General features: G+C 72.3%; 15 protein-coding genes. 8 read left to right on the forward strand and 7 right to left on the reverse strand.

Features of this window, described 5'->3' with window-relative positions:
• Window positions 1-14 precede the first annotated feature (14 nt).
• The 3 genes from BJY16_RS21720 to BJY16_RS21730 all read right to left on the reverse strand — a co-directional run bounded on the left by BJY16_RS21720 (window position 15) and on the right by BJY16_RS21730 (window position 3,864).
• Complete coding sequence (locus tag BJY16_RS21720) at window positions 15-2,099, reverse strand: M6 family metallopeptidase (RefSeq protein WP_239176711.1); 2,085 nt, start codon at window positions 2,097-2,099, stop codon at window positions 15-17.
• Between the two features lie 122 nt (window positions 2,100-2,221).
• Window positions 2,222-2,968, reverse strand: coding sequence for an ABC transporter permease (locus tag BJY16_RS21725; protein ID WP_185041423.1), 747 nt, complete (start codon window positions 2,966-2,968; stop codon window positions 2,222-2,224).
• Complete coding sequence (locus BJY16_RS21730) at window positions 2,965-3,864, reverse strand: ABC transporter ATP-binding protein (RefSeq protein WP_185041424.1); 900 nt, start codon at window positions 3,862-3,864, stop codon at window positions 2,965-2,967. The genes BJY16_RS21725 and BJY16_RS21730 overlap by 4 nt, the downstream gene beginning before the upstream one ends.
• A gap of 146 nt (window positions 3,865-4,010) precedes the next feature.
• Between BJY16_RS21730 and BJY16_RS21735 the strand changes: the two genes are divergently transcribed.
• Together BJY16_RS21735 and BJY16_RS21740 are read left to right on the forward strand one after the other, a co-directional pair.
• Window positions 4,011-5,240 carry a sensor histidine kinase gene (locus tag BJY16_RS21735; protein WP_185046591.1) on the forward strand — a complete coding sequence of 410 codons (1,230 nt, stop codon included), beginning with the start codon at window positions 4,011-4,013 and terminating at the stop codon, window positions 5,238-5,240.
• Window positions 5,237-5,890: a response regulator gene (locus BJY16_RS21740; RefSeq protein WP_185041425.1), complete on the forward strand. Its 654-nt coding sequence runs from the start codon at window positions 5,237-5,239 to the stop codon at window positions 5,888-5,890. Before BJY16_RS21735 ends, BJY16_RS21740 begins: the two co-directional genes overlap by 4 nt.
• 3 nt (window positions 5,891-5,893) lie before the next feature.
• Here BJY16_RS21740 and BJY16_RS21745 read toward each other — a convergent pair whose 3' ends face one another.
• Window positions 5,894-6,160, reverse strand: a complete 267-nt coding sequence (locus BJY16_RS21745) for a hypothetical protein (protein ID WP_185041426.1) — start codon at window positions 6,158-6,160, stop codon at window positions 5,894-5,896.
• A gap of 108 nt (window positions 6,161-6,268) precedes the next feature.
• Here BJY16_RS21745 and BJY16_RS21750 point away from each other — a divergent pair, with 108 nt between their 5' ends.
• The 3 genes from BJY16_RS21750 (at window position 6,269) to BJY16_RS21760 (ending at window position 11,580) form a co-directional block, all read left to right on the forward strand.
• The gene (locus tag BJY16_RS21750) at window positions 6,269-7,741 is read left to right on the forward strand and encodes an APC family permease (protein ID WP_239176713.1); all 1,473 of its coding nucleotides are present in this window, start codon (window positions 6,269-6,271) and stop codon (window positions 7,739-7,741) included.
• A gap of 519 nt (window positions 7,742-8,260) precedes the next feature.
• Window positions 8,261-9,307: a glycoside hydrolase family 26 protein gene (locus BJY16_RS21755; protein WP_185041427.1), complete on the forward strand. Its 1,047-nt coding sequence runs from the start codon at window positions 8,261-8,263 to the stop codon at window positions 9,305-9,307.
• Between the two features lie 155 nt (window positions 9,308-9,462).
• The gene (locus tag BJY16_RS21760) at window positions 9,463-11,580 is read left to right on the forward strand and encodes an acyltransferase family protein (RefSeq protein WP_185041428.1); all 2,118 of its coding nucleotides are present in this window, start codon (window positions 9,463-9,465) and stop codon (window positions 11,578-11,580) included.
• A 545-nt stretch (window positions 11,581-12,125) separates the two neighbouring features.
• On the opposite strand, the gene BJY16_RS21765 is transcribed toward BJY16_RS21760, so the two are convergent.
• From BJY16_RS21765 to BJY16_RS21775, 3 genes are all read right to left on the reverse strand, one after another.
• Window positions 12,126-14,900, reverse strand: a complete 2,775-nt coding sequence (locus BJY16_RS21765) for a DUF6493 family protein (RefSeq protein WP_185041429.1) — start codon at window positions 14,898-14,900, stop codon at window positions 12,126-12,128.
• Complete coding sequence (locus BJY16_RS21770; protein WP_185041430.1) at window positions 14,897-16,237, reverse strand: SWIM zinc finger family protein; 1,341 nt, start codon at window positions 16,235-16,237, stop codon at window positions 14,897-14,899. Before BJY16_RS21770 ends, BJY16_RS21765 begins: the two co-directional genes overlap by 4 nt.
• A gap of 146 nt (window positions 16,238-16,383) precedes the next feature.
• Complete coding sequence (locus BJY16_RS21775; protein ID WP_185041431.1) at window positions 16,384-17,325, reverse strand: hypothetical protein; 942 nt, start codon at window positions 17,323-17,325, stop codon at window positions 16,384-16,386.
• 231 nt (window positions 17,326-17,556) lie between these two features.
• Between BJY16_RS21775 and pgi the strand changes: the two genes are divergently transcribed.
• The 3 genes from pgi to BJY16_RS21790 all read left to right on the forward strand — a co-directional run bounded on the left by pgi (window position 17,557) and on the right by BJY16_RS21790 (window position 21,708).
• A complete protein-coding gene (gene pgi, locus BJY16_RS21780; protein WP_185041432.1) occupies window positions 17,557-19,185 on the forward strand; it encodes a glucose-6-phosphate isomerase in 1,629 nt (542 codons plus the stop codon).
• A gap of 33 nt (window positions 19,186-19,218) precedes the next feature.
• On the forward strand, window positions 19,219-20,295 hold the full coding sequence (locus tag BJY16_RS21785) for a winged helix DNA-binding domain-containing protein (RefSeq protein ID WP_185041433.1): 1,077 nt from the start codon (window positions 19,219-19,221) through the stop codon (window positions 20,293-20,295).
• Window positions 20,296-20,379: 84 nt separating this feature from the next.
• Entirely contained in the window at window positions 20,380-21,708 is a 1,329-nt protein-coding gene (locus tag BJY16_RS21790) for a carbohydrate-binding protein (protein WP_185041434.1), read from the forward strand.
• Window positions 21,709-21,756: the final 48 nt, after the last annotated feature.

Genomic DNA, 21,756 nt, shown 5'->3' on the forward strand with positions numbered 1-21,756 from the left:
GGAGTGAGCCGGTGTCAGGGCGTGCCGCTACCGCCGGGCTGCACCACGCCGTCCACGGTCAGGGTGTAAGGGGCGTATTGGGTGACCGCCCCGGTCGGGTCGTCCTGCGCCACGATCGCCACCACCTTGGGATAACCGTGCAGCGCCGCGACCTGGTCGACCGGCACCACGGCGGCCCGCTTCGCGCCGAGCCCGACCAGCGACACGTGCCACCCCCGCACCGGCACCGGATACCACTGGGTCGGCGATTTCCATCCGTCGAGCGCCCCGCTCGCGATCTTGTTCTTCCCGATCGACACCTCGCCGAGGTGCCAGCCGCCCAGCTGCACCGCGGCGTCGCTGACGTATCGGAAACCGAGCAGCACCTTCTTCCCGGCGTAAGCCTTGAGGTCGTAACTGAGCTTGACGTCCGCGGCCTGCCCGGTGATCGCCGCGCCGAGCGGCCCCTTGACCGTCCGGTCCCCGGCCACCGGCTGATAACTCCGGCCGCCGTCCGCCGAGATCGTCACGTAGCCGTAGTCGAAGTCCTTCTCCAGGCCGTAAGTGGCGGTGAAACGCAGCACCGGGTCGTCGGCCGGCACCTCGACCTGCCGGGCCGCCGTCTCGTCGGTGTCCGGCGTGTTCCCGGAGAAAAGCAGGCCGGCGTCGATCTTCCAGGCCAGCGGCGTGGCCGGCAGCGTGGCCGCCCCGCTGAAGGTGACCGTGGACAGCTTGCCGCGCGGCAGCCGGATGAAGTCGGCCCCGTTCGGCGCCGCCCCCGGTTTGTCATAAGCGGCCTTGTTGGCCAGGTTGACCGTGGAGCGCAGCCCGGCCGCGACGACCCGCTCCCGGGGCACCCCGGTGATCGTCCCGCCGGGCGCGCCGACCTCCTTGTCGACCAGCGTCATCAGCTGGAAATCGTGCAGCACGTCGGTGAGCTTGACGCCTTTCGGCAGCGCCGACTGCACCGCGTCGAGCGACTGGTGCTCCTTGTCCCGGTGCAGCTCGGAGAGCAGCTTCGCGCCGAACCGGTCCCGCAGGTAAACCATGAACTGATAGGTGATGCCGTAATCGGCGAGCACCTCGTTCGGGTCGCCCTCGTCCCACAGGTTCAGCGAGTTCTGCGGCCCGCCGCACTCCCGCGGGTTCGCGTTGTAGGTCGTCTTGACGTTGCCGAAACCCTGGTAACAGGCGAGGTGGCTGTCGTAACCGGCGTGGTGCACCCCGATCCGGGCGTCGACGTAACCGACCACGGTCTGCGCGTAATCGGACAGCCCCTCGTTGAGCCAGTCCGCCTCGCCCGGGTCGGCGTAATACTCCAGCAGGTGCTGCCACTCGTGGGCGAAGGTCCCCTCGTACATCCGGGGCCGGGCCGGGCGGCTGGTGCACAGGTCGTCGGTCGGCTCGTTCTTCGGCTCGGCGCCCAGCCGGTGCTGCCAGTCGTAGGCGTCGATGGTCATCACGTTGCGGTCGAAGAGCTCGTTGAGCTGCGCCGAGAAGAAGCCGGCGATGTAGGTGGGGCGCTCCGGGAAATGGAAGTAGTTGTCGTCCCGGACGTTGTCGACCAGCGTCACGGTCTTGTCGCCGTCGCCGGTGAAATCGCCGTCCATCCCCGGGTTGGCCCCGGACCGGTCCGGCGGCGTGCTGAAAGCCGCCGTCTCCTTGGGGTAGATCTGCGTGTCGAACTGGGTGACCAGATCGGCCACCTGCGCGTCGGTCACCTCGGTGGCGTTCTTCCGGCAGTCGCCGGCCGGGAAGGCGATGTCCTTGGCCACCCACACCTCGATGTGCTTCCCGACCGCCCGCAGCGTGTAGTCCTTGCGGTAAAGGTCGCCGTCGGTGTCGTCCAGCCCCACCCAGCTGCGCACGGTGCCGACCGCCGGGGTGCCGGCGATCGCGCGGCGGGCGGTGGGTTGTGGCCGGTAACGCGCCGCCGGCAGGGCCTTGCCCCGCAACTTCAGGCGGGTCCGGGTCAGCTCCCGGCCGTCCTGCGCCGGAAGCACCCCGGCGTGCCGTTGTCCGGCGGTGACGTGTGGCCGCTGCTGTGCCTCGGCCGGGCTGGTGAGAAGCGAGCTGAGGGTCACGATCGCCGCGACGCTGGCGATACCGGTGCGATTCACGAAGCGGACGTTACCTGCACAAAGGTGCGAATGACCCCAACACGCGCAGTCGATCATGACGAGGGGGTGCCGACCGTCTTTCAGGATGGCACCCCGCCCGTCACGACGACCCGGGAATCGCCTCAGACGACCTCGCGCCGCAGCACCCGCACCGCCCCGGCGGCCAGCGGCAGCAGCACCCAGACCGCCACCGAGACGCCGAGCCGGGCCCACTCGCCCGAGGTCATGTCCGGTTCGGACAGCGGCGCCGTGGTCACGTTGATGTCCAGCCACCCGGCCGCCGACTTGAGCCCCTTGATCGTGCTGCCGAGCACGGTCCAGACCATCGGCAGCGCGAAGTACAGCACGATCGCCAGCGGGGTGTTCTGCAGCAGCGCGCCGAAACCGATCCCCATCAGCACGAAGATCACCTGGAGCAGCAGGCCCTGCCAGACCAGCGACGCGTCCAGGCTCCAGGAGCCGTCACCGCCGACCGCGCGGGCGATCACGGTGGCGACCGCGCTGAGCGCCGCCGTCGCCACGGTCGCCGCGATCGCGATCAGCACGCCGGCGGCGATCTTCGCGATCAGCACCCGGCCCCGCTGCGGCACCAGGGTGAAGGTGGCCAGCGCGGTGCGTTGCGACCACTCGCTGGTCACCGACAGCACGCCGAGTACCGGCAGCAGCACCGCGGATGGCGCCAGGCCGAAGGCGAAGAACGCGCCGAAGGTCATCTCCTCGTCCGGGGCCCAGCCCAGGATCACCCCCGAGGTGGCCACGGTGGCCAGCCCGATCACCAGGAGCAGCCAGAAACCGGCCCGGGTGTCGGCGAGTTTGCGCAGCTCGACCAGGGTGAGCCGGGTCGGCGGCAGGGTTGCGGTGACAGTCATCGGGTCGCTTCCTCCAGCTCGGCGCCACCGGTCAGGCGCAAGAACATCTCCTCCAGGCCGCCGGCGCCGGCCGGCCGCAGCTCCAGCAGCACCACCCCGGCCCCGGCTGCGGCCCGGGCGATCGCCTCCGGCTCGGCCGGCACCAGCACGGTGCCGTCCGCCGAGCGGGTGCCGGTCAGGCCCATGGTCCGCAGCACCGCGTCGAAGGCGGCCGGATCGGTCGGCCGGACCACCGTCCCGGCCGCGCTGAGCAGCTCGTTCTTGTCGCCCTGGGTGAGGATGCGGCCCTTGCCGATCACCACCAGCCGGTCGGCGACCGCCTCCACCTCGCGCAGCAGGTGCGAGGAGAGCAGCACCGTGCCACCCCGGTCGGCGAACTCGCGCAGCAACCCGCGCATCCAGTAGATGCCCTCCGGATCGAGGCCGTTGGCCGGCTCGTCGAGGATCAGCACGGCCGGGTCGCCGAGCATCGCGTAGGCGAGCCCCAGCCGCTGCCGCATGCCCAGCGAGTAAGCCCGGACCCGGCGCTTGCCGGCGGTCGCGTCCAGCCCCACCCGGGCCAGCCGCTCCGGCACCCGCCCGGTGTCCAACCCCATGGTCAGCGCGGCCAGCGCGAGCGTCTCCCGCCCGGTCCGCCCGGCGTGCTGCGCCGACGCGTCGAGCAGCACCCCGACGTGCCGGCCCGGGTTGCCCAGCTGCCGGTACGGCCGCCCGCACACGGTCGCCGATCCGGCGCTCGGCGGGGTCAGCCCGCAGATCATCCGCAGCGTGGTCGACTTGCCGGCGCCGTTCGGGCCGAGGAACCCGGTGACCGTGCCGGGCTCGCAGGTGAACGACACGTCATCCACGGCACGCTGGTCGCCGTACCGTTTGGTGAGGTTCTCAACCGCAATCATGGGCATCAGCCTGCGGGGCGGGCGGTGCCCGGCGCGTCGGCCTTCGGTCGATGTCCGGAGACCTTGGTCTACCGGCCGACTACGACTTTGGTCGGTATCGACGGCCGGCGCTGCCCTCGTAGAGTCGACGCGTGGGAACGGTGGAGATGAGCTGGTTGCTGCCGGCCGCGCTGTCCGCCGAGCCGGACGCGCCGCCGCGCCGCTCCACCCGCGACTGGGTGATCGACACGGTCTGCTTCGTGCTCGGTTTCGGCTTCACCGTGCTGGCCACCGCCGACCTGCTCGGCTGGCACACCGGCGTGGTGCGGGAGTGGCATCCCACCGACAGCTGGATGATCTGGCTCGACGGCGTGCTCAGCGGTATCGCCGGGATCGGCCTGTGGTGGCGCCGCCGCTTCCTCTGGCCGCTGGCGACCCTGGCCCTGGTGCTCTCCGCGTTCAGCGTGGCCGGCGCGTTCACCCTGCTCATCCTGATGCTCACGGTGGCCGTGCACTGCCCCTTCCGGGTGCTCGCCGGCTACGCCGCGGCCGCCGCCGCAACAAATCTGATCTTCGCGGCGGCCCGGCCGGACAGCGCCGGCAGCTACTGGGAGACCGTCTGGTGGGGTGTGATGATCGTGGTAATCATCTCGCTCTGGGGGATGGTCGTCCGGGCCCGCCGCGAGCTGGTCGCCTCCTGGCGCGACCGGGCCGCCCGTGCCGAGGCCGAGCAGCAGCTGCGCGTCGAGCAGGCCCGCACGCTGGAGCGCACCCGGATCGCCCGGGAGATGCACGACGTACTGGCTCACCGGATCTCGCTGCTCAGCCTGCACGCCGGCGCCCTGGAGTTCCGGCCGGACGCGCCGCCCGCGGAGATCGCCGGGGCCGCCTCGGTGGTCCGCGCCACCGCCCACCAGGCGTTGCAGGATCTGCGCGAGGTGATCGGCGTGCTGCGCGCCGGGCAGGTCGACGACGCCGAGCCCGCCCCGGAGCGGCCGCAGCCCACCCTGAGCGCGCTGCCCGCGCTGGTCGACGAGGCGCGGCTGGCCGGCGACCGGGTGGCTCTCGACATCCGGGTCGACCTCGGCGAGGTGCCCGCCGGCACCGGCCGCACGGCGTACCGCATAGTGCAGGAGGGTCTCACCAATGCCCGCAAGCATGCCCCGAGCGCGGTGGTCCGGGTGACGGTCGGTGGCGCCTGCGGCGCCGGCCTGCACATCGAGATCGTCAATCCGCTTCCGGTGGGCGTCCCCGGCGGACCGCCGATTCCCGGTACGGGCGTGGGCCTGATCGGCCTCGCAGAGCGCGCCTCGCTGGCCGGCGGTCACCTCACCCACGGCTCGGACGGCGCCACCTTCCGGCTCACCGCCGACCTGCCCTGGCCGGTGTCCCGATGACCCCGGTGCGGGTGCTGATCGTCGACGACGACGCGCTGGTCCGGGCCGGTCTCTCGATGATCCTCAAGGGCGCCGACGACGTGCACGTGGTCGGCGAGGCCAGCGACGGCAGCGAGGTGCCGGCCGCGGTCGCCGAGCACCGGCCGGACGTCGTGCTGATGGACATCCGGATGCCCGGCGTGGACGGCCTGGCCGCCACCGAGACCCTGCGCAACCGGCCGGGCGCCCCCGAGGTGCTGGTGCTGACCACCTTCGACGCCGACGAGTTCGTGCTCCGCGCGCTGCGTGCCGGGGCCGGCGGGTTCCTGCTCAAGGACACCCCGCCCGGCCAGATCCGGGACGCGGTGCTGCGCGTCGCGCGCGGCGAGGCCACCCTGTCGCCGAGCGTCACCCGGCAGCTCATCACGCACGTCACCACCGCCTCGCCGCGGGACCGCAGGGCGGCCGGCCGGCGGCTGGATCAGCTGAGCACCCGGGAGCTGGACGTGGCGCTGGCCGTGGCGCAGGGCAAGTCGAACGCGGAGATCTCCGCCGACCTGTTCATGTCGGTCGCCACCGTGAAGGCGCACGTGTCCCGGCTGCTCACCAAGCTGGACCTGAACAATCGGGTGCAGATCGCCCTGCTGGTGCACGACGCCGGGCTGGCCTGACCGTCACTCGAAGAGGCTGTGCCGCTTGCCGCCCTCGGCGCGCCGCCGGGCCCGGCGGCGCAGCTGGATCACCACCATGTCGGCGACCGCGGCCACCGCCCAGGCGGCCAGCAGCCAGCCCGGCACGGTCCAGCCGGCGCGGAAGAGCAGGATCGACAGGACGGTGCACACCACCAGGCCGATGGCGGCGAGGACGAGCCGCAGGTTCAGCGGACTGTACGGCTCCTCGACAGTGCCGCGGCGGCCGTGCGGCTGCGGGCCGATGGGCATAGGTACGAATCTACCCGTGTCGGGCGGAGCGGAAACAAGCCGCCCCAAGATCGGGTAACTTCGATATGTTCGGCGTCTGGCACTGATCCGCTGTGGACAGGAGGCGCCGTGTCGGATTCGGGGCTCACCGAGCAGACCACTCGCAAACTCGGCACCTGGTCGGTGTTCGTCATCGCGGTCTCCGCGATGACGCCGCTCACCGTCGTCGCCGGCGCGCTGCCCCTGGGCTACGGCGAGGTGAAGGAGAAGGGCATCCCGGTCGCCTACGTGCTGGTGGCCGCGGTGCTGGCGATCTTCACGGTGGGCCTGGTGGCGATGGCCCGGCACGTGCCGAACCGGGGCGCCTTCTACGCCTACGCGGCCACGGGCCTGACCCGTCCGGCCGGCGTGGGCACCGCGTTCATCGCGCTGCTCGCCTACAACGCCATGCAGATCGGTCTCTACGGCGCGTTCGGCGTCGCCGCGCACAACGCCGCCGCGATCTTCGGGCTGAAGATGTCGTGGATCGTCTGGGCGCTGCTCGGCTGGGCGGTGATCGCCCTGCTCGGCCTGCGGCAGATCGACTTCAACGCCCGGATCCTGACCGTGCTGGTCTGCGCCGAGGTGCTCATCGTGCTCACCCTCGACCTGGTGATGGTGGCGCACCCGGCCGGCGGCTCGGTCGCCTTCGACACCCTGAACCCAGGGCTGATCGCCAGCGCCGGTGGGGTGTCGCTGCTGGTCGGCGCGGTCGCCGGGATGGTCGGCTTCGAGGCGCCGCTGGTCTACGCGCCCGAGGCCCGCGACCCGCGCCGCACGGTGGCCCGGGCGATCTTCATGACCCTGGGCGTCGCCGCGATCCTGTACGGCGGGTCCGCCTGGGCGATGTCGGTCGTCGCCGGCCCGGAGCACATCATCGACGTGGCCGCGCAGTACCTCAACGACCTGTTCTTCGTGCTCCCCGACCCGTTCCTGCCGGCCGTGATCACCGACCTGGCCCGGGTGTTCTTCGCGACCAGCCTGTTCGCCGCGATGCTCGCCTTCCACCACACGGTCGCGCGGTACGCGTTGACCGTCGCCCGCGAGGGCGTGCTCCCGCCGGCCCTGGCCCGCACCCGCGACCAGGTGCCGGTCGCAGCCTCGCTGGCCCAGTCCGGGCTGGCCCTGGTGGTGCTGTTGCTCTTCGCGGCGCTGGTCCTGAACCCGACCACCGACCTGTTCTTCTTCGGCACCGTCTCCGGCGGCCTCGGCGTGCTGGCGCTGATGACGATCGCGTCGTTCGCGGTGGTCCGGTTCTTCCGGCGCGACCCGCACGGCGAGACGCGGTGGCGCCGCTCGGTCGCGCCGTGGATCGCCACCGTCTTCCTGACCCTGATGCTGCTGCTCTCGGTGGCGTTCTTCGGTGACCTGCTGGACTCCGACAACCCGCTCAAGGTGTGGTCGCCGCCGCTGGCCTTCCTGATCGTCTACCTGCTCGGCGTCTGGTGGGGCCGCCGGCTGCGGCGGGACCGGCCCGCGGTCTTCGCCGCGATCGGCACCGGCCTGCCGCCCGAGGTCGCGGTGGAGAGCGAACCGGACGCGGAGAACGATCACTCCAAGTGACCTCCCGTGCGGGGTGCGTGCGCCGCGGCACCCGCCGGGGCGCTGCCGCCCGCGCGCACTAGAGTTCCTGCCGTAAGCCGCGTCACCATTCGCTGCCCAGCGCTGGACCCCGGCCCGCAGAACCGTATGATCTTCACCGTCGAGCGGGCCACACCGCTTGTCATCCGGCAGTCGTCGTGAAACCCAAGAAGTTTTACGGCGATGCGTCGGCCGATCCGCCGGTGTCCCCGGCATCCGAACCCACCAGTCGGGCCCCGGCGGATCCGTAAACTTCCCGGCGCCACAAGCGGGCCGGGCTGCTCTGGGCGGCGCGTCAGCGCCGCCCAGACTTGTTACCGGCGGTGACGACACCCGCAACCTCCCCGCACCGGCACGGGCACTTGCCGTGCACCCCACGCCCTGGAATCTCTTCTCATGCCCGGCGGGACACACCGCCGGACAGGTGCCCGGCGGCCAACACCCGCCGGACAGGCCCGGCGGTCTCGGCCGCTGGACAAACGGGGGGATTTCTTCATCTTGATGCGTTCGACGCTGCGCAAGACCGTACTGACGCTGACCGCTCTCGCCGCCGGTGTCACCGGCGCCGTCGCGGCCACGCCGGCACAGGCCGCTACGCAGGCTGCCGACGCGGGATGCGTGACCGGCGCGAAGCTGGTCCCGACCTGTGGCGTTCTGTGGGGCGGTGCCGCTGGTGGCTTCACCAGCGCGCCCCGGGACCAGGCGCTGAAGACGTGGGAGAAGGCGAGCGGCCGGACCGCCAGCATCTTCCACCAGTACCACAAGGGCAACGAGCCGTTCCCGACCAAGGCCGAGATCGCGATGACCACCGACGCCGCCCGCCCGCGGGTGCTGCTGGAGAACTGGAAGATCGCGTACGGCACCACCTGGGCCGCGGTCGCCAAGGGCCAGCAGGACAAGCGGATCGACGCCTTCGCGGCGCGCGCCAAGGCGTACGGCAAGAAGTTCTTCCTGGTCCTGAACCACGAGCCGGAGAACGACGTGGTGGCGAAGGCCGGCTCGGGCATGGAGGCCAAGGACTTCGCGGCCATGTACCGGCACACCATCCTGCGGCTGCGCGCCCAGGGCGTGACCAACGTGGTCAACGTGCTGGCCTACATGGGCAACGAGAAGTGGATGGCGCAGTCGTGGTGGAAGGACCTCTACCCCGGCGACGACGTCGTCGACTGGATGGGTCTGGACTCCTACGTCTCCGTGGAGAAGGGCTACTACCACTTCGGTGACTTCTCGGCGCTGCTCGACCGCAAGGCCAAGGGCGGCGCGCAGGGCTGGTACGACTGGGCCGTCACCAAGCACGCCGGCAAGCCGGTCATGATCGCCGAGTGGGGCGCCTACCACCGCGTGGGCAAGAAGGCCGACAAGTCCTTCGTCTACAACAGCGTCGTCGAGCAGCTGAAGAAGCGGTCCGCGATCAAGGCGATCGTGCACTTCGACACCAAGCACGACGACGAGGGCGACCGCGACATCAGCATCGACAGCACCCCGGCGTCGCTCGCCTCCTTCAAGAAGCTGGCCGCCAACCCGATCTTCAACGTCAAGATCGGCTGAACTTCACTCACCCCCTGAGAAAGCGCCGCCCGGGTCCCCCGCCCGGGCGGCGTTTTCGCTTTCCCGGCGTCCGCTTCACCTGTTCGTCCGCTGAGTTCACGCGGCTGTTCGCCGGCGGGACACCGGCGGGTCGGGACCGGCTGGTGCAATGCGCCGTGTCGTCGAGCCTGATCACCGCGCCGCCGCGAACCACCGCCGCGCCGGCCGCTCCGGAAACGGGGCATCCGAAGTTCCGCCCGGACATCGAGGGACTGCGCGCCGTCGCGGTGACCCTGGTGGTGCTCTCGCACGCCGGCGTCGGCCGGTTCGCCGGCGGCTACGTCGGCGTCGACGTGTTCTTCGTGATCTCCGGGTTCCTGATCACCACGCTGCTGATCGGGGAGCACCGGCGAGCCGGGCGGATCTCGCTGCCCCGGTTCTACGCCCGGCGCGCGCTGCGGCTGCTCCCGGTCGCCACCGTGGTGGTGCTCGCGACCGTGCTGGCCAGCTGGCTGTGGCTGCCCGCCACCCGGTTCAAAGGCATCGCCCTCGACGCGGTGTCCAGCACCTTCTACGGCATCAACTGGCGGCTGGCCGCCGCGGGCATCGACTACCTGGCCTCCGAGACCGACCCCTCGCCGCTGCAGCATCTCTGGTCGCTGGCCGTGGAGGAACAGTTCTACCTGATCTGGCCGCTGCTCCTGCTGATCACGGTGCGCTCGTCGCGGCGGCTGGCGGTGGCGCTCGGCGGCCTGGCCGTGGTCTCGCTCGCGCTCAGCGTCCAGCAGACCGCCACGGTCGCGCCGTACGCCTACTTCGGATCGCACACCCGGGCCTGGGAACTCGGCGCCGGCGCGCTGCTCGCGGTCGGCGCCGCCCGGCTGCGTGGCCTCCCGCGCGCCGCGGCGCTGACGCTCTCCTGGGGCGGGCTGGCCGCGGTGCTCACGGCCGCGGTCCGCTTCGACGAGCAAACCCCCTTTCCCGGGTACGCCGCCGCGCTGCCCGTGCTCGGCGCGGCCGCGGTGATCGCCGGCGGTACGCCGGGCGGCGGCCGGGGCGGAGCGGCGGCGCTGCTCGGCACCCCGCCGATGCAGCTGGTCGGGAAGCTGTCCTACGGCTGGTACCTGTGGCACTGGCCGGTACTGATGATCTGGCCGGCGGTGCTGCCGCGGGACGAGACGACCACGCTCAACCTGGTCTTCGCGGGCGGCGCGCTGGTGCTGGCCTTCGTCACCTACCACCTGGTGGAGAACCCGCTGCGGGCGCAGCCGTGGCTGCGCGGGAAGGCACGCCGCGGCCTGGTCTTCGGGCTCACCCTGTCGCTGATCACCGCGACCGCCGGCCTGGCCGCCGGCAGGCACGTGCCGCCGCTGCCGATCGGGGCGGCCGCGCCGCACGTCGCCACCGAGCTGGCCGCCGCGAGCGACCCGCAGGCCCGGCTCACCGAGCTGATCACCGCGTCGGCGAAGGCGAACCGGATGCCGTCCAACCTGCAACCGAAGCTGACCGAGGCCAACGCGGTGCTGCCGGCGCACTACGCGGCCAAGTGCCACCTGGCCGACTTCCGCTCGGCGGAGCTGGGCGGCGACTGCGTCTACGGCGACCCGGCCGGGGCCAGGACGCTCTACCTGATCGGTGACTCGCACGCGGCGCACTGGTTCCCGGCGGTCGACGAGGCGGCCCGGCAGCAGGGCTGGAAACTGGTGGCGCTCACCAAGGCGGCCTGCCAGGTGCCGTCGGTGCTGGTCCGCAACACCGAGCTGAAGCGGCCCTACACCGAGTGCGTGGACTTCCGCGACAAGGTGCTGAACCGGATCCGCGCGGAACGGCCCGACCTGGTGCTGCTGGTCTCCAACAACGCGGACAACGGCGGTCTGATCGACGCGAGCGGCAAGCCGGTGCCGCGACCCGGCCGCGCGGACGATCCGCTCTGGGCCGAGGGCTGGCGGAAGACCTTCGACCGGCTGTCCGGTCTGGACCTGGTGATGCTGCAGGACACGCCGTGGCTGCACCAGGCCGCCCCGGAGTGCGTCGCGGCCAACGCGGCCCGGATCACCCGCTGCCTGGAGTCGATGAAGGGCAGTGTCACCGAGCCGCACCGCCGCGACCTGGTGGCGGCGGCGGCCCGTGCGTCGGGTGTCCGGGTGGTCGACCCGACCCGCTGGTTCTGCACCGACGTCTGCCCGATGATCATCGGGGACACCCTGGTCTATCGGGACAACAGCCACCTCACGGTCGCCTACACGCAGGCCCTGGCTCCGCTGATGCGCTCCGCCCTCTTCCCGCCGTCCTGACCCACCGCCCGGTGGGGGCGGCGCAGTGCGGGTGGTGGCGCGGCGCGGTGTGGTGCGGGCGGTCGTGCGGGCGGCGGTGCGGTGCGGGCGGTCGTCGTGCGGGTGGCGGTGCGGTGCGGGTGGCGGTGCGGTGCGGGCGGCGGCGGTGCGGGCCGCGGCGGTGCGGGCCGCGGCGGTGCGGTGCGGGCAGCGGTGTGGTGCGGGCGGTCGTCGTGCGGGTGGCGGGTGCGGGCGGTCGTGCGGGCGGCGGTGTGGTGCGGGCGGTCGTGCGGGCGGCGGCGCGGTGCGAGTGGCGGCGCGGTGCGGGGGCGGCGCGGCGCGGTGCGGGTAGCGGCGGGACGGGGTTACCGCGCGGGAAGGGGACACGCGGCAGGGGTTGGCGCGCGGGAAGGCCGCCACGTGAGACCGGCCGCTCGGTGGTGGCGAGCTGCGGCCGGGGCGCGGCCGCACGCGCCCGGTCCGGAATCCCGGGTTCCGGACCGGGCGTGCCGCCGGTCTGCCGCCCGGCTGCGGGGCCACCCCGGGTGAACCGGGGCCCCGCGGGCTCAGGGATGGAGGACGCTGTGCAGGCGCTTCGCCTCCTTGACCAGGCGGGTGGTGCCGGGACGGGCGGCGATCTCGGCGAGGCCCGGGATCGCGCTGCGAGCTCGGACCGCGCCGGCCACCTGGGTGGACAGTTCGAGCAGGTCGGGCAGGCCGCGCTGACCGGTGGGCAGCAGCGGCGGGAGAGCGGCGGTCAGCAGCTCCCACAGCGCCACCGAGGCGCCGGCCAGGTGGATCTCGGCCAGGGCGGGGACCAGCCGGGACAGTTTCACCAGGCCGTCGGCGCACAGGTCGGCGAGGGCCGCGCCGACCGCCGGGGCGAACGGCTCCGGGCGGGCCGCGAGCGTGACCAACGCGTCAACCGCCGCCAACCGGCTCTCCTGGTGCCGGGCGCCCAACGAATATGCCAAGCCGTAGGCCAGGGCCGGGCCGACCGGCCCGCCGCACTCGGCGAGCAGCGGCAGCACCTCGGCGCCGTCGCGCTGGTCCTGGTCGGCGAGCGCGGCCAGCTCCGAGAGCATCCAGGCCGCGGTCACCTCCCGGTGGTGCGGCAGCACCATGGCCAGCACGTCACCGCGCCGCCGGAAGTCGTCCGGCCAGAGCTGGGGGAAGGACCTCGGCTCCAGGGTGAGCAGCTGGCGCTCCAGCCGCAGGCCGCCGTCGCGGGCCGGGCGCACGGCGGCGACCGCCCGCCGAGCGACCGGAGCGTACTGCTGGTCCACCGTGGCCGGTCGCTGCTCCCAGCGGGTGCTCACCGGGTCGGGCAGGCCACCGGCGGCCAGCCAGGCGGCGAACTGCTGACCGGCCGGCGAGGTCAGCTCGGCGGCGCCGGCGACGACCGCCGGATCGGCCTGCCGGGGCAGCCGCAGCAGCGCCTGCTCGAAGTCGACCGGCCACGGCTGCCAGCCCTCCGCCTCGGCCCGCCGCAGCCGGTCCAGCAGCACCGCCGGGTCCAGGCTGCCGGTCACGTGCGTCGGGGTGGCCACCACGGCCGGCACCAGGGTGCGGGTGAGCTGCACCGCGACCTCGGCGACGCGCAGCGCGAGCACGCCGTCCGGGGTGGGGGCGAAAGCCGCGTCCGGACCGCCGCGGACACCGCCCTGCCAGGCGGTGCGCACCGCGTCGAAGGTCCGCTGCGAGACCCGCAGCAGCTGCCGGCCCTCGATCCCGGCCAGCATCCGCCGCCACACACCCGGCCGCTCGGTGTCCAGCGCGGCGCGGATCGCCTCGCCGAGGTAGACGCCGGGGGAGGTCCGGTTCCACGAGTTCTCCGTGAAGGTGGACGGGTAGCGGTCGAGCACCGGCTGCAGGGCGGTGGCCAGCGCCGCCGAGCCCGCCACGGTGTAGAGCGAGACCAGCCCGGCCAGCACCCGCTCCCAGCGGACCGCGGTCTCCTCGTGGCAGAGCGCGACCAGCTCCTCGGCCAGCTCGCCGGCCGTGGCGATCGGCGGCGGCAGCTCGGCCGGCGGGGCGGCCGGCGGCAGCTGCGGGATCGCGGCCGGCGCCTCGGCGACCGTGCCGAACAGCTCGGCGGCCCGGCCCGGCAGGTCGCCGGCCAGGGCGGCGGACGCCTCGGCGAGCCGGCCCACGGTCGCCGGGTCGAGCCGGCCGGCCTGCTTGCCGATCAGGGTCAGCGCCCGCTCCTGCACGTCCAGGGCCGGGTGGCCGAATGCGGCGGCGACCGTCTCCAGCACCTCGCCGGCCCGGTCCGGCTGCCGGCGGGCGACCCTCTCCAGCCAGGAGAGCTGGGCCTTCACCAGAGTTTTCTCGGTGCGGACCAAGGTCGGCTGACTGGCCTCGAGGAGCGTCTCCAGCTCCAGGCGGCCGGCCTCGTCGACGGCCCGCAACGATCTCTGCGCGAGCGTGGCCACCGTGCCCGGCGCCTCCGGCAGCAGCCGGGCGTAGTCCGCGGCGTGCCCGGCCAGCTCGTCGACGGTCGGCGCGAGCGCGTCGTGCAGCAGGACGAACGGGCGCACATCATGCGGCTTGCCGCCGCGCAGCAGCCGGTCGACGGTCAGGTCGAGGATGGCCGGGCGGGCCAGCGTGCCCTCGGCGACCAGCTCGGCGACCACGCCCGGGAAGCGCGGCGCGCTCTCCCACCGGTTGGTCGTCTCGTCCCATGAGCCGCCGGCCACGACGGCGCCGAGCCGGTCGATCTCGAAGACCGCCGGCAGCAGCAGCGGCAGGTAGGGGTCCTCGCGCATGCGCTGGACCAGCGGCGCCCGGCGCTGGCCCCGGCCGGGGGAGTCGAACAGCTCGCCCAGCCAGCCGCGCACGAAGCCCTCGGTGACCGGTGGCTCCACGCCGCCCTCCCGGAGCACCGCGGTGATGAACCGCCAGTCGACGGCCCACGGGTCGCGGGCCGGGATCCGGTCGGCCAGCCGGCGGCCCAGGTCACCCAGCCACGGCAGCTGCCGGGACCGGGCGATCTCCAGGAAGAACTCGGGGGAGCCCTGGGTCCAGAGACGCATGCCGCGCCGGCCCAGCGCCGCGGCGGCCCGGGCGGCGGACGGCATGCAGCCGATCACGGCCAGGGCGTAGCCCGGGTTGGGGTTGCCGCGGCGGCCCCACCAGCGGTCCGGGTCGGCGCTCTTGATGCCGGCGTCCACCGCGGGGGCCAGGGCGACCCGCTCCTCCTCGGGCGTGGCGAGCAGCAGGAGGGTGAGACCCGGCAGATCGTCGTGGCGGGCCAGGTGGTCGATCGCCGCCCAGCTGAGCGGCTCGGTGCGAGTGCGCCGGGCGCGGGCCACCGAGACCGCCGAGATCGAGCCGGTCATGCCGCCGCCTCGGCTTTCTCGATCGTCTCGGCGGTCTCGCCGGCGCGGGCCATCCGGACCGCGAGGACGTGCTTGCACGGGCCGCGGCCACCGCGGTGTTTCGCCCACCACGGGCAGGTGCAGGACTGCGACTCGTGCCGCACGTGGTAGGTCTGGTCGCCGCTGACCACCACCGACACCTCCGGGCCGAGGGTGACCGCGCCGGCGCTGATCAGCGCGCGGGCGCCGGCCAGCCGCGGGTTCATCCGCTCCACCGCGTCCGCCGCGTAGGGCAGGGTGCGGTGGAAATAGCCGGCCTCAGCCACGTCATAACCGACCCGGCCGGCGGTGCCCAGCTGGGTCAGCGCGTCGCGGACCCGAGTGGCGCCCAGCCCGGATGCGGTCGCCAGCGCGTCCACGTCGATCGTCGGGTCCCAGGAGAGCAGGGCGCTGACCAGGTCGGCGTCGTCGGTCACCTCGTCGGAGGCGAGCGACTCCAGGACCGCGCCCTCGCCGGAGAAGCCGCGGTACGGCTCCGGGGAGAGGGTCACCGACAGGCGGAGGGTGGGCATGCTCAGCTCCCAGGTGCTGGCCACCGGGCCACTGCCCGCGGCGACGGCCGGGCCGTAGACGCGCAGGCTCACCGCGTACCGAAGGAAGGGTTTCAGCGCAGCCAGGCGGCCCGCACCGGGCAGGCAGACCGCGCCCGGCACGGGCCGGGAGGTGAAGCGCAGCGAACGACCGGCCGGAACCGCCCAGAGCACCGACTTGTCGGTGGCGGGCAGCCGGTTGACCAGGGCGCGGGCCTCGGCCACGCCGATCTCGGCGCGTGGGTCGAAGCGGGCGGTGAGCACCTGCGCCTCGGCGAAACCGCGCAGCCAGCGGGACGGGAGCGGCACCTTCCGCTCCACCAGCGGACCGTCGAAGGTGGTCACGGTGAGGTCGTCGGGGCCGACCGCGACGTGCATCGGGTCGGACCGGCCGACCCGGGTCAGCGCGCGCTGCAACGGCAGGTTGACGTCGACATTGGTGGTGCCGTGGGCGAGGATCTCGCCGTCCAGCCCGCCGGGGAGCACGTCGAGCCGGGCATAGACGCCGCAGCAGCCGGAGAACGACTCGAACCGCAACCGGTCGGAGCCGGCCGTCACCACCGGGTCCAGGCTGGCCGGCGGCAGCGGCCGGAAATAGCGGGTGCGGGCCACCTCGGCCACGGCCAGCAGGCCGGTCGCCGCGGCGCCGGGCGAGGTGAGGAAACCGGTGAAGAAGCGCGGGTGCGCCGCCGGCCCACCGGAGGTCTGCAAGGTCAGCCGGTCGTCCAGAGTCGACGAACCGAGGTACGTGTAAGCCGCGGTAACCATGCGCGAGAACCTAGGAGAGGGGTACGACAAATTTCAGCCGCGCCGCCGCAGCAGCCGCACCGAACCGATGATGGTCGCGGCGACCAGGCCCGGCGCGACACCCTCGACCCGCCGCCGAGATGTTCAAGATCATCGGCGGATGATAGCTACCGGTGGCGGCGGCGGTAGCCGCGGATCGCCTCGACCACCAGGCCGCCGGCGGCCATCGTGAGCGCGCCGGTGACCAGGTGGACCACGACCGCGCCGGCCGAGTCCTCGCCGAACCGGCCGTCGGCCCACACCTCGATGCCGATCGCGCAGGGGAACAGCAGCAGGGCGGTCAGCACGGCCGCCGCCAGACCGCGGCCGGTCCACACCGGCGTGTCCCGTTCCAGCTCGGCGCGGTCCCCGGTGGCCTCGGCCAGCCGGTCGAGCCCGTCCCGGGTGCCGATCCGGGCCCGTTCCGCCGGGTGCGCCAGGTAGTGCCGGAGCGCGGCGGCGACCAGCTCCGGCCGGATGCCTTCGGTGATCACGGTCCGGCGGCGGACCAGCCGGCCGGTGACCCGGATCAGGTCCGGCCGGTGGTAGTGGATCTCCACCTCGTGCGAGACGACCTTCGGCGGCCGGTCCGGGTCGAGCGCCTCCCAGGGGAAGGTGAGCGAGCCGGTGTACTTGTCGGCGTGCACGCCGTCCGCTGTCAGGGTGACGCCGAGCCCGTACCAGAGCGCGCGGGCGTAGCCGAGCAGGGCCAGCGCGGCGACCGGCACGATGAGCCGGTATTTCGGGGTGTCGGCCGGGATCAGCAGGAGGATGCCGAGCAGGGTCAGGTGGATCACGCCGAACAGCGGCACCACGCCGGTCCGCGGGGTGCGGAACGAGCGGGTGGGCTCGTCGAGCCGTAACCCGGTCCGCTTGCGCCAGACCGGGGCCACCATGATCGGGAACACCAGCAGCAGGGCGACGGCCAGCGGCACGGCCAGTCCGGCGGCCAGCGGGTCCGGGTCCGCGCCGGCGGCGCGCGCGGCCAGGGCGGCGGCGGTGAGCGTGACGGCGGTGAGCACGATCGGTCGCCGGTGACGATCCACCGCGGTCGCCAGCTGCATGATCACTCCGGCAGCCTACAAAGGAGCGGGACGCGCCGGGGCCGCAAAGGTACAGAACGGCAGTGGTCGCCTGCAGCGGGATCAAGGGGACGCGCTGGCGGGTTGCGGTCGTCGTGGGGATAACCTCGCGGTGGGCGCCAGGACGGCTCCGTCTATGAGCCCCACTTCGCCGCGTCCGGCAGCGGTACGTGCCACGATGGGCGAAGTGTGCGAGTGTCCCGGTCCGGAGTGGGAGAGATGAGCGAACACGTTTCCGACAGCGCCGAGTGGCAGGCACTTCAGGGCCACGCGGAGAAGTTCTCGGCGGTCCACCTGCGTGACCTGTTCGGCAGCGACCCGCAGCGCGGCGAGCGCTACGCGGCCGAGGTCGCCGACCTGTACGTCGACTACAGCAAGAACCTGGTCACCGACGAGGTGCTGGCCTCCCTGTTCGCGCTGGCCGGCCGGGCGAAGCTGAGCGAGCGGATCACCGCGATGTTCGCCGGCGAGCACATCAACGTCACCGAGGACCGCGCGGTGCTGCACACCGCGCTGCGCCTGCCGCGGTCGGCCTCGCTGGTCGTCGACGGCCAGGACGTGGTGGCCGACGTGCACGAGGTGCTCGACCGGATGGGCGCGTTCGCCGACAAGGTGCGCTCCGGCGAGTGGGTGGGGCACACCGGGCAGCGGATCACCACCGTGGTCAACATCGGGATCGGCGGTTCTGACCTGGGCCCGGTGATGGCCTACGAGGCGCTGAAGGACTACTCGCAGCGCGACATCGAGTGCCGGTTCGTCTCCAACATCGACCCGACCGACCTGTACGAGAAGACGCGTGACCTCGACCCGGCCACCACCCTCTTCATCGTGGTGTCGAAGACGTTCACCACGCAGGAGACGCTGACCAACGCGCGGGAGGCCCGGTCCTGGCTGCTGCGCGGTCTGTCCGACGAGTCCGCCGTCGCGAAACACTTCGTCGCCGTCAGCACGAACGCCGAGAAGGTCGCTGACTTCGGCATCAACACCGACAACATGTTCGGCTTCTGGGACTGGGTGGGTGGCCGCTACTCGCTGCCCTCCGCGGTCGGCCTGTCCGTGATGATCTCGATCGGCAAGGAGCAGTTCGCCGAGATGCTCGCCGGCTACCACGCCGTCGACGAGCACTTCCGGACCACGCCGATCGAGCGGAACGTGCCGGCCCTGCTCGGCCTGCTCAACGTCTGGTACGACACGTTCCTCGGCGCCCAGTCGCACGCGGTCCTGCCCTACGCGCAGTACCTGCACCGGTTCGCCGCCTACCTGCAGCAGCTGACCATGGAGAGCAACGGCAAGTCGGTGCGGCTCTCCGGCGACCCGGTCACCTTCCAGACCGGCGAGGTCTTCTGGGGCGAGCCCGGCACCAACGGCCAGCACGCCTTCTACCAGCTGATCCACCAGGGGACCAAGCTGATCCCGGCCGACTTCATCGGGTTCAGCAAGCCGAACCACGACATCGGCGAGATGCACGACCTGTTCATGTCGAACTTCCTGGCCCAGACCGGGGCGCTGGCCTTCGGCCGGACCCTGGAGCAGGTGCGGGCCGAGGGCACCAAGCCGGAGGTCGCGCCGCACCGGGTGATGCAGGGCAACCACCCGACCACCACGATCCTCGCCGACAAACTGACCCCGGCGGTGTTCGGGCAGCTGGTCGCGCTCTACGAGCACATCACGTTCACCCAGGGCGTGATCTGGGAGATCAACTCGTTCGACCAGTGGGGTGTCGAGCTCGGCAAGGTGATGGCCAACCAGCTGGCGCCCAAGCTGACCTCGGCGTCCGCGCCCGCCGACGACGCGGACTCGTCGACGAACGCGCTGATCAAGCGGTACCGGGCGGCCCGCGGCCGCTGATTTCTGTCGGACCTTGCTTCTAGGCTCAGTGCCGTGGACACCAACACGGCACTGAGCCTTCGCCTGACCAGCCTCCTGCTCGGTTCCACCGGCAAGGAGTCGGTCCGCGAGGTCACCGAGTGGTTCGGCGCCCTGCAGGCGCAGGATCTCAACAGCGTGCTCTGGTCGCTCGGCGTGCGGCTGCCCGGCCGCACCCGCACCGAGATCGTCGCCGAGACCGAGCGGCGCGACGTGATCCGCACCTGGCCGATGCGCGGCACCGTGCACCTGATCCCGTCCGCCGACGCGCACTGGATGCTCGAGCTGACCGGCGTGCGCGCGCTGGCCGGCGCGGCGAAACGCCGCGAGTTCCTGGGTCTGTCCGAGGCCGATGCGGACAAGGCGGCGGACATTCTCGGCGCCGCCCTCGCGGGCGGCGGCCGGATGACGCGATCAGCGTGCGTGGCCGCGATCAACGAGGGCGGCGTCGCGGTGAGCGGTCAGCTCGGCTACCACCTTCTGTGGTACGCGAGTCAGCGCGGCGTGACGGCGATCGCGCCGAACGAGGGCGCCGAGCAGACGTTCGTGCTGCTCGACGAGTGGGCGCCGGCCCGCAACTCGCCGTCGCGCGAGGAGGCGCTGGGCATCCTGGCGCATCGCTACTTCCGCAGTCACGGTCCCACCACGGCCAAGGACTTCGCCGGCTGGACCATGCTGGCGATGAAGGACGCCCGGGCCGGGATCGCCGCCGCCGGCCTGGTGGCGGTGGACGTCGACGGCGTCGAGATGTGGGCCGATCCGGCCGTCCTGGACGCCGGTCCGGTGCGCGGCTGGCGCGCGCTGCCCGGCTTCGACGAGTTCATGCTGGGTTACAAGGACCGGTCGATGATGGCCACCGTCGACCAGCTGAAGAGCATCGTCCCGGGTGGCAACGGGGTGTTCCAGTCGACGCTGTCGCGCGACGGCAAGGTGATGGCCGTCTGGAAGCGCACGCTCGGCAAGAAAGCGGTCTCCGTGCAGGTTTCGCCCCTGACCGGCTTCACCGCCGCGGACTGGGTCGCGGCGGAGGAGGCGCTGCAGCCGTTCGGGGCCTTCGTCGAGCTGCCGGTGACTGTTAAGAGACTTGCATAATTTACTGTTAAGAACCCTTGATATTTGTGAACGTGAAAGCCACGATGTGGTGGCACAGGTCACGTTCGCTGTCGAGGAGTCGCCATGGGTGTTCGCCGCAAGGTGTTAGCGCTGGTCGCCGGGGTGGGGGTGGCACTCGGCTCGGCCGTGGCGTTCGCCGCCACCGGTGAGGCCGCGGTGGCCTGCTCCTCGACGGTCTGGGCGGAGGGAGTCACCTACACCGCCGGCCAGCAGGTGACGTACCAGTCGAAGCTCTGGCAGGCGCTGGTCACCCACACCGCCTACGCCGGCACCGGCTGGAACCCGGCCGCCACCCCGACGCTGTGGAAGGACCTCGGCGCCTGCAGCGGCGGCGGCACGCCGTCCCCGTCGGTCTCGGCGACCACCAGCAGGCCGCCGTCGCCGTCGCCCTCGGTGACCACCTCGCCCACCGCCAGCCCGTCCCCGACCGCGACCGGCGGGACCTGCGCCGTCAAGGGCCGCCCGGCCGGCAAGGTGCTCCAGGGCTACTGGGAGAACTGGGACGGCGCGTCGAACGGCGTGCACCCCGGCATGGGCTGGATCCCGATCAACGACAGCCGGATCACCCAGCACGGCTACAACGTGCTGATGGCCGCGTTCCCGGTGATCCGCTCGGACGGCACGGTCCTCTGGGAGAACGGGATGGACGCCGGCGTGAAGGTGCCGACCGCCGCGGAGATCTGCGCGGCCAAGGCCCAGGGCGCCACCATCCTGATGTCGATCGGCGGCGCGGCGGCCGGCATCGACCTGAGCTCCAGCGCGGTCGCCGACAAGTTCGTCGCGACCATCGTGCCGATCCTCAAGGCGTACAACTTCGACGGCATCGACATCGACATCGAGACCGGGCTCTCCGGCAGCGGGAGCATCGGCACGCTCTCCGCCTCGCAGTCGAACCTGATCCGGATCATCGACGGGGTGCTCGCCCAGATGCCGTCGAACTTCGGGCTGACCATGGCGCCGGAGACGGCGTACGTGACCGGTGGCAGCGTGACCTACGGCTCGATCTGGGGCTCGTACCTGCCGATCATCAAGAAGTACCTGGACAACGGCCGGCTCTGGTGGCTGAACATGCAGTACTACAACGGCTCGATGTACGGCTGCTCCGGCGACTCGTACTCGGCCGGGACCGTGCAGGGCTTCACCGTGCAGACCCAGTGCCTGAACAACGGGCTGACCATCCAGGGCACGACCATCAAGATTCCGTACGACAAGCAGGTGCCCGGCCTGCCCGCCCAGCCCGGCGCGGGTGGCGGGTACATGACGCCGGCGCTGGTCAGCCAGGCGTACAACTCGGTGCCCGGGATCAAGGGCCTGATGACCTGGTCGATCAACTGGGACGGTTCGAAGAGCTGGACCTTCGGCGACAACGTGAAGGCTCTGCAGGGCCGCTGACCGTACCGACTCCCTGATCACCGGCCCGGACCGTCCCCGGGCCGGTGA

The sequence above is a fragment of the Actinoplanes octamycinicus genome (assembly GCF_014205225.1).
Taxonomy (GTDB): Bacteria; Actinomycetota; Actinomycetes; order Mycobacteriales; family Micromonosporaceae; genus Actinoplanes; species Actinoplanes octamycinicus.

What these genes read in the sequence shown, in the direction of transcription:
- pgi (WP_185041432.1), top strand. Translation starts at nt 17,557, where the DNA reads ATGAGCGAACACGTTTCCGACAGCGCCGAGTGGCAGGCACTTCAGGGC.
- BJY16_RS21725 (WP_185041423.1), bottom strand. Translation starts at nt 2,968, where the DNA reads ATGACTGTCACCGCAACCCTGCCGCCGACCCGGCTCACCCTGGTCGAG.
- BJY16_RS21790 (WP_185041434.1), top strand. Translation starts at nt 20,380, where the DNA reads ATGGGTGTTCGCCGCAAGGTGTTAGCGCTGGTCGCCGGGGTGGGGGTG.
- BJY16_RS21755 (WP_185041427.1), top strand. Translation starts at nt 8,261, where the DNA reads ATGCGTTCGACGCTGCGCAAGACCGTACTGACGCTGACCGCTCTCGCC.
- BJY16_RS21770 (WP_185041430.1), bottom strand. Translation starts at nt 16,237, where the DNA reads ATGGTTACCGCGGCTTACACGTACCTCGGTTCGTCGACTCTGGACGAC.
- BJY16_RS21765 (WP_185041429.1), bottom strand. Translation starts at nt 14,900, where the DNA reads ATGACCGGCTCGATCTCGGCGGTCTCGGTGGCCCGCGCCCGGCGCACT.
- BJY16_RS21745 (WP_185041426.1), bottom strand. Translation starts at nt 6,160, where the DNA reads ATGCCCATCGGCCCGCAGCCGCACGGCCGCCGCGGCACTGTCGAGGAG.
- BJY16_RS21735 (WP_185046591.1), top strand. Translation starts at nt 4,011, where the DNA reads ATGAGCTGGTTGCTGCCGGCCGCGCTGTCCGCCGAGCCGGACGCGCCG.
- BJY16_RS21730 (WP_185041424.1), bottom strand. Translation starts at nt 3,864, where the DNA reads ATGATTGCGGTTGAGAACCTCACCAAACGGTACGGCGACCAGCGTGCC.
- BJY16_RS21740 (WP_185041425.1), top strand. Translation starts at nt 5,237, where the DNA reads ATGACCCCGGTGCGGGTGCTGATCGTCGACGACGACGCGCTGGTCCGG.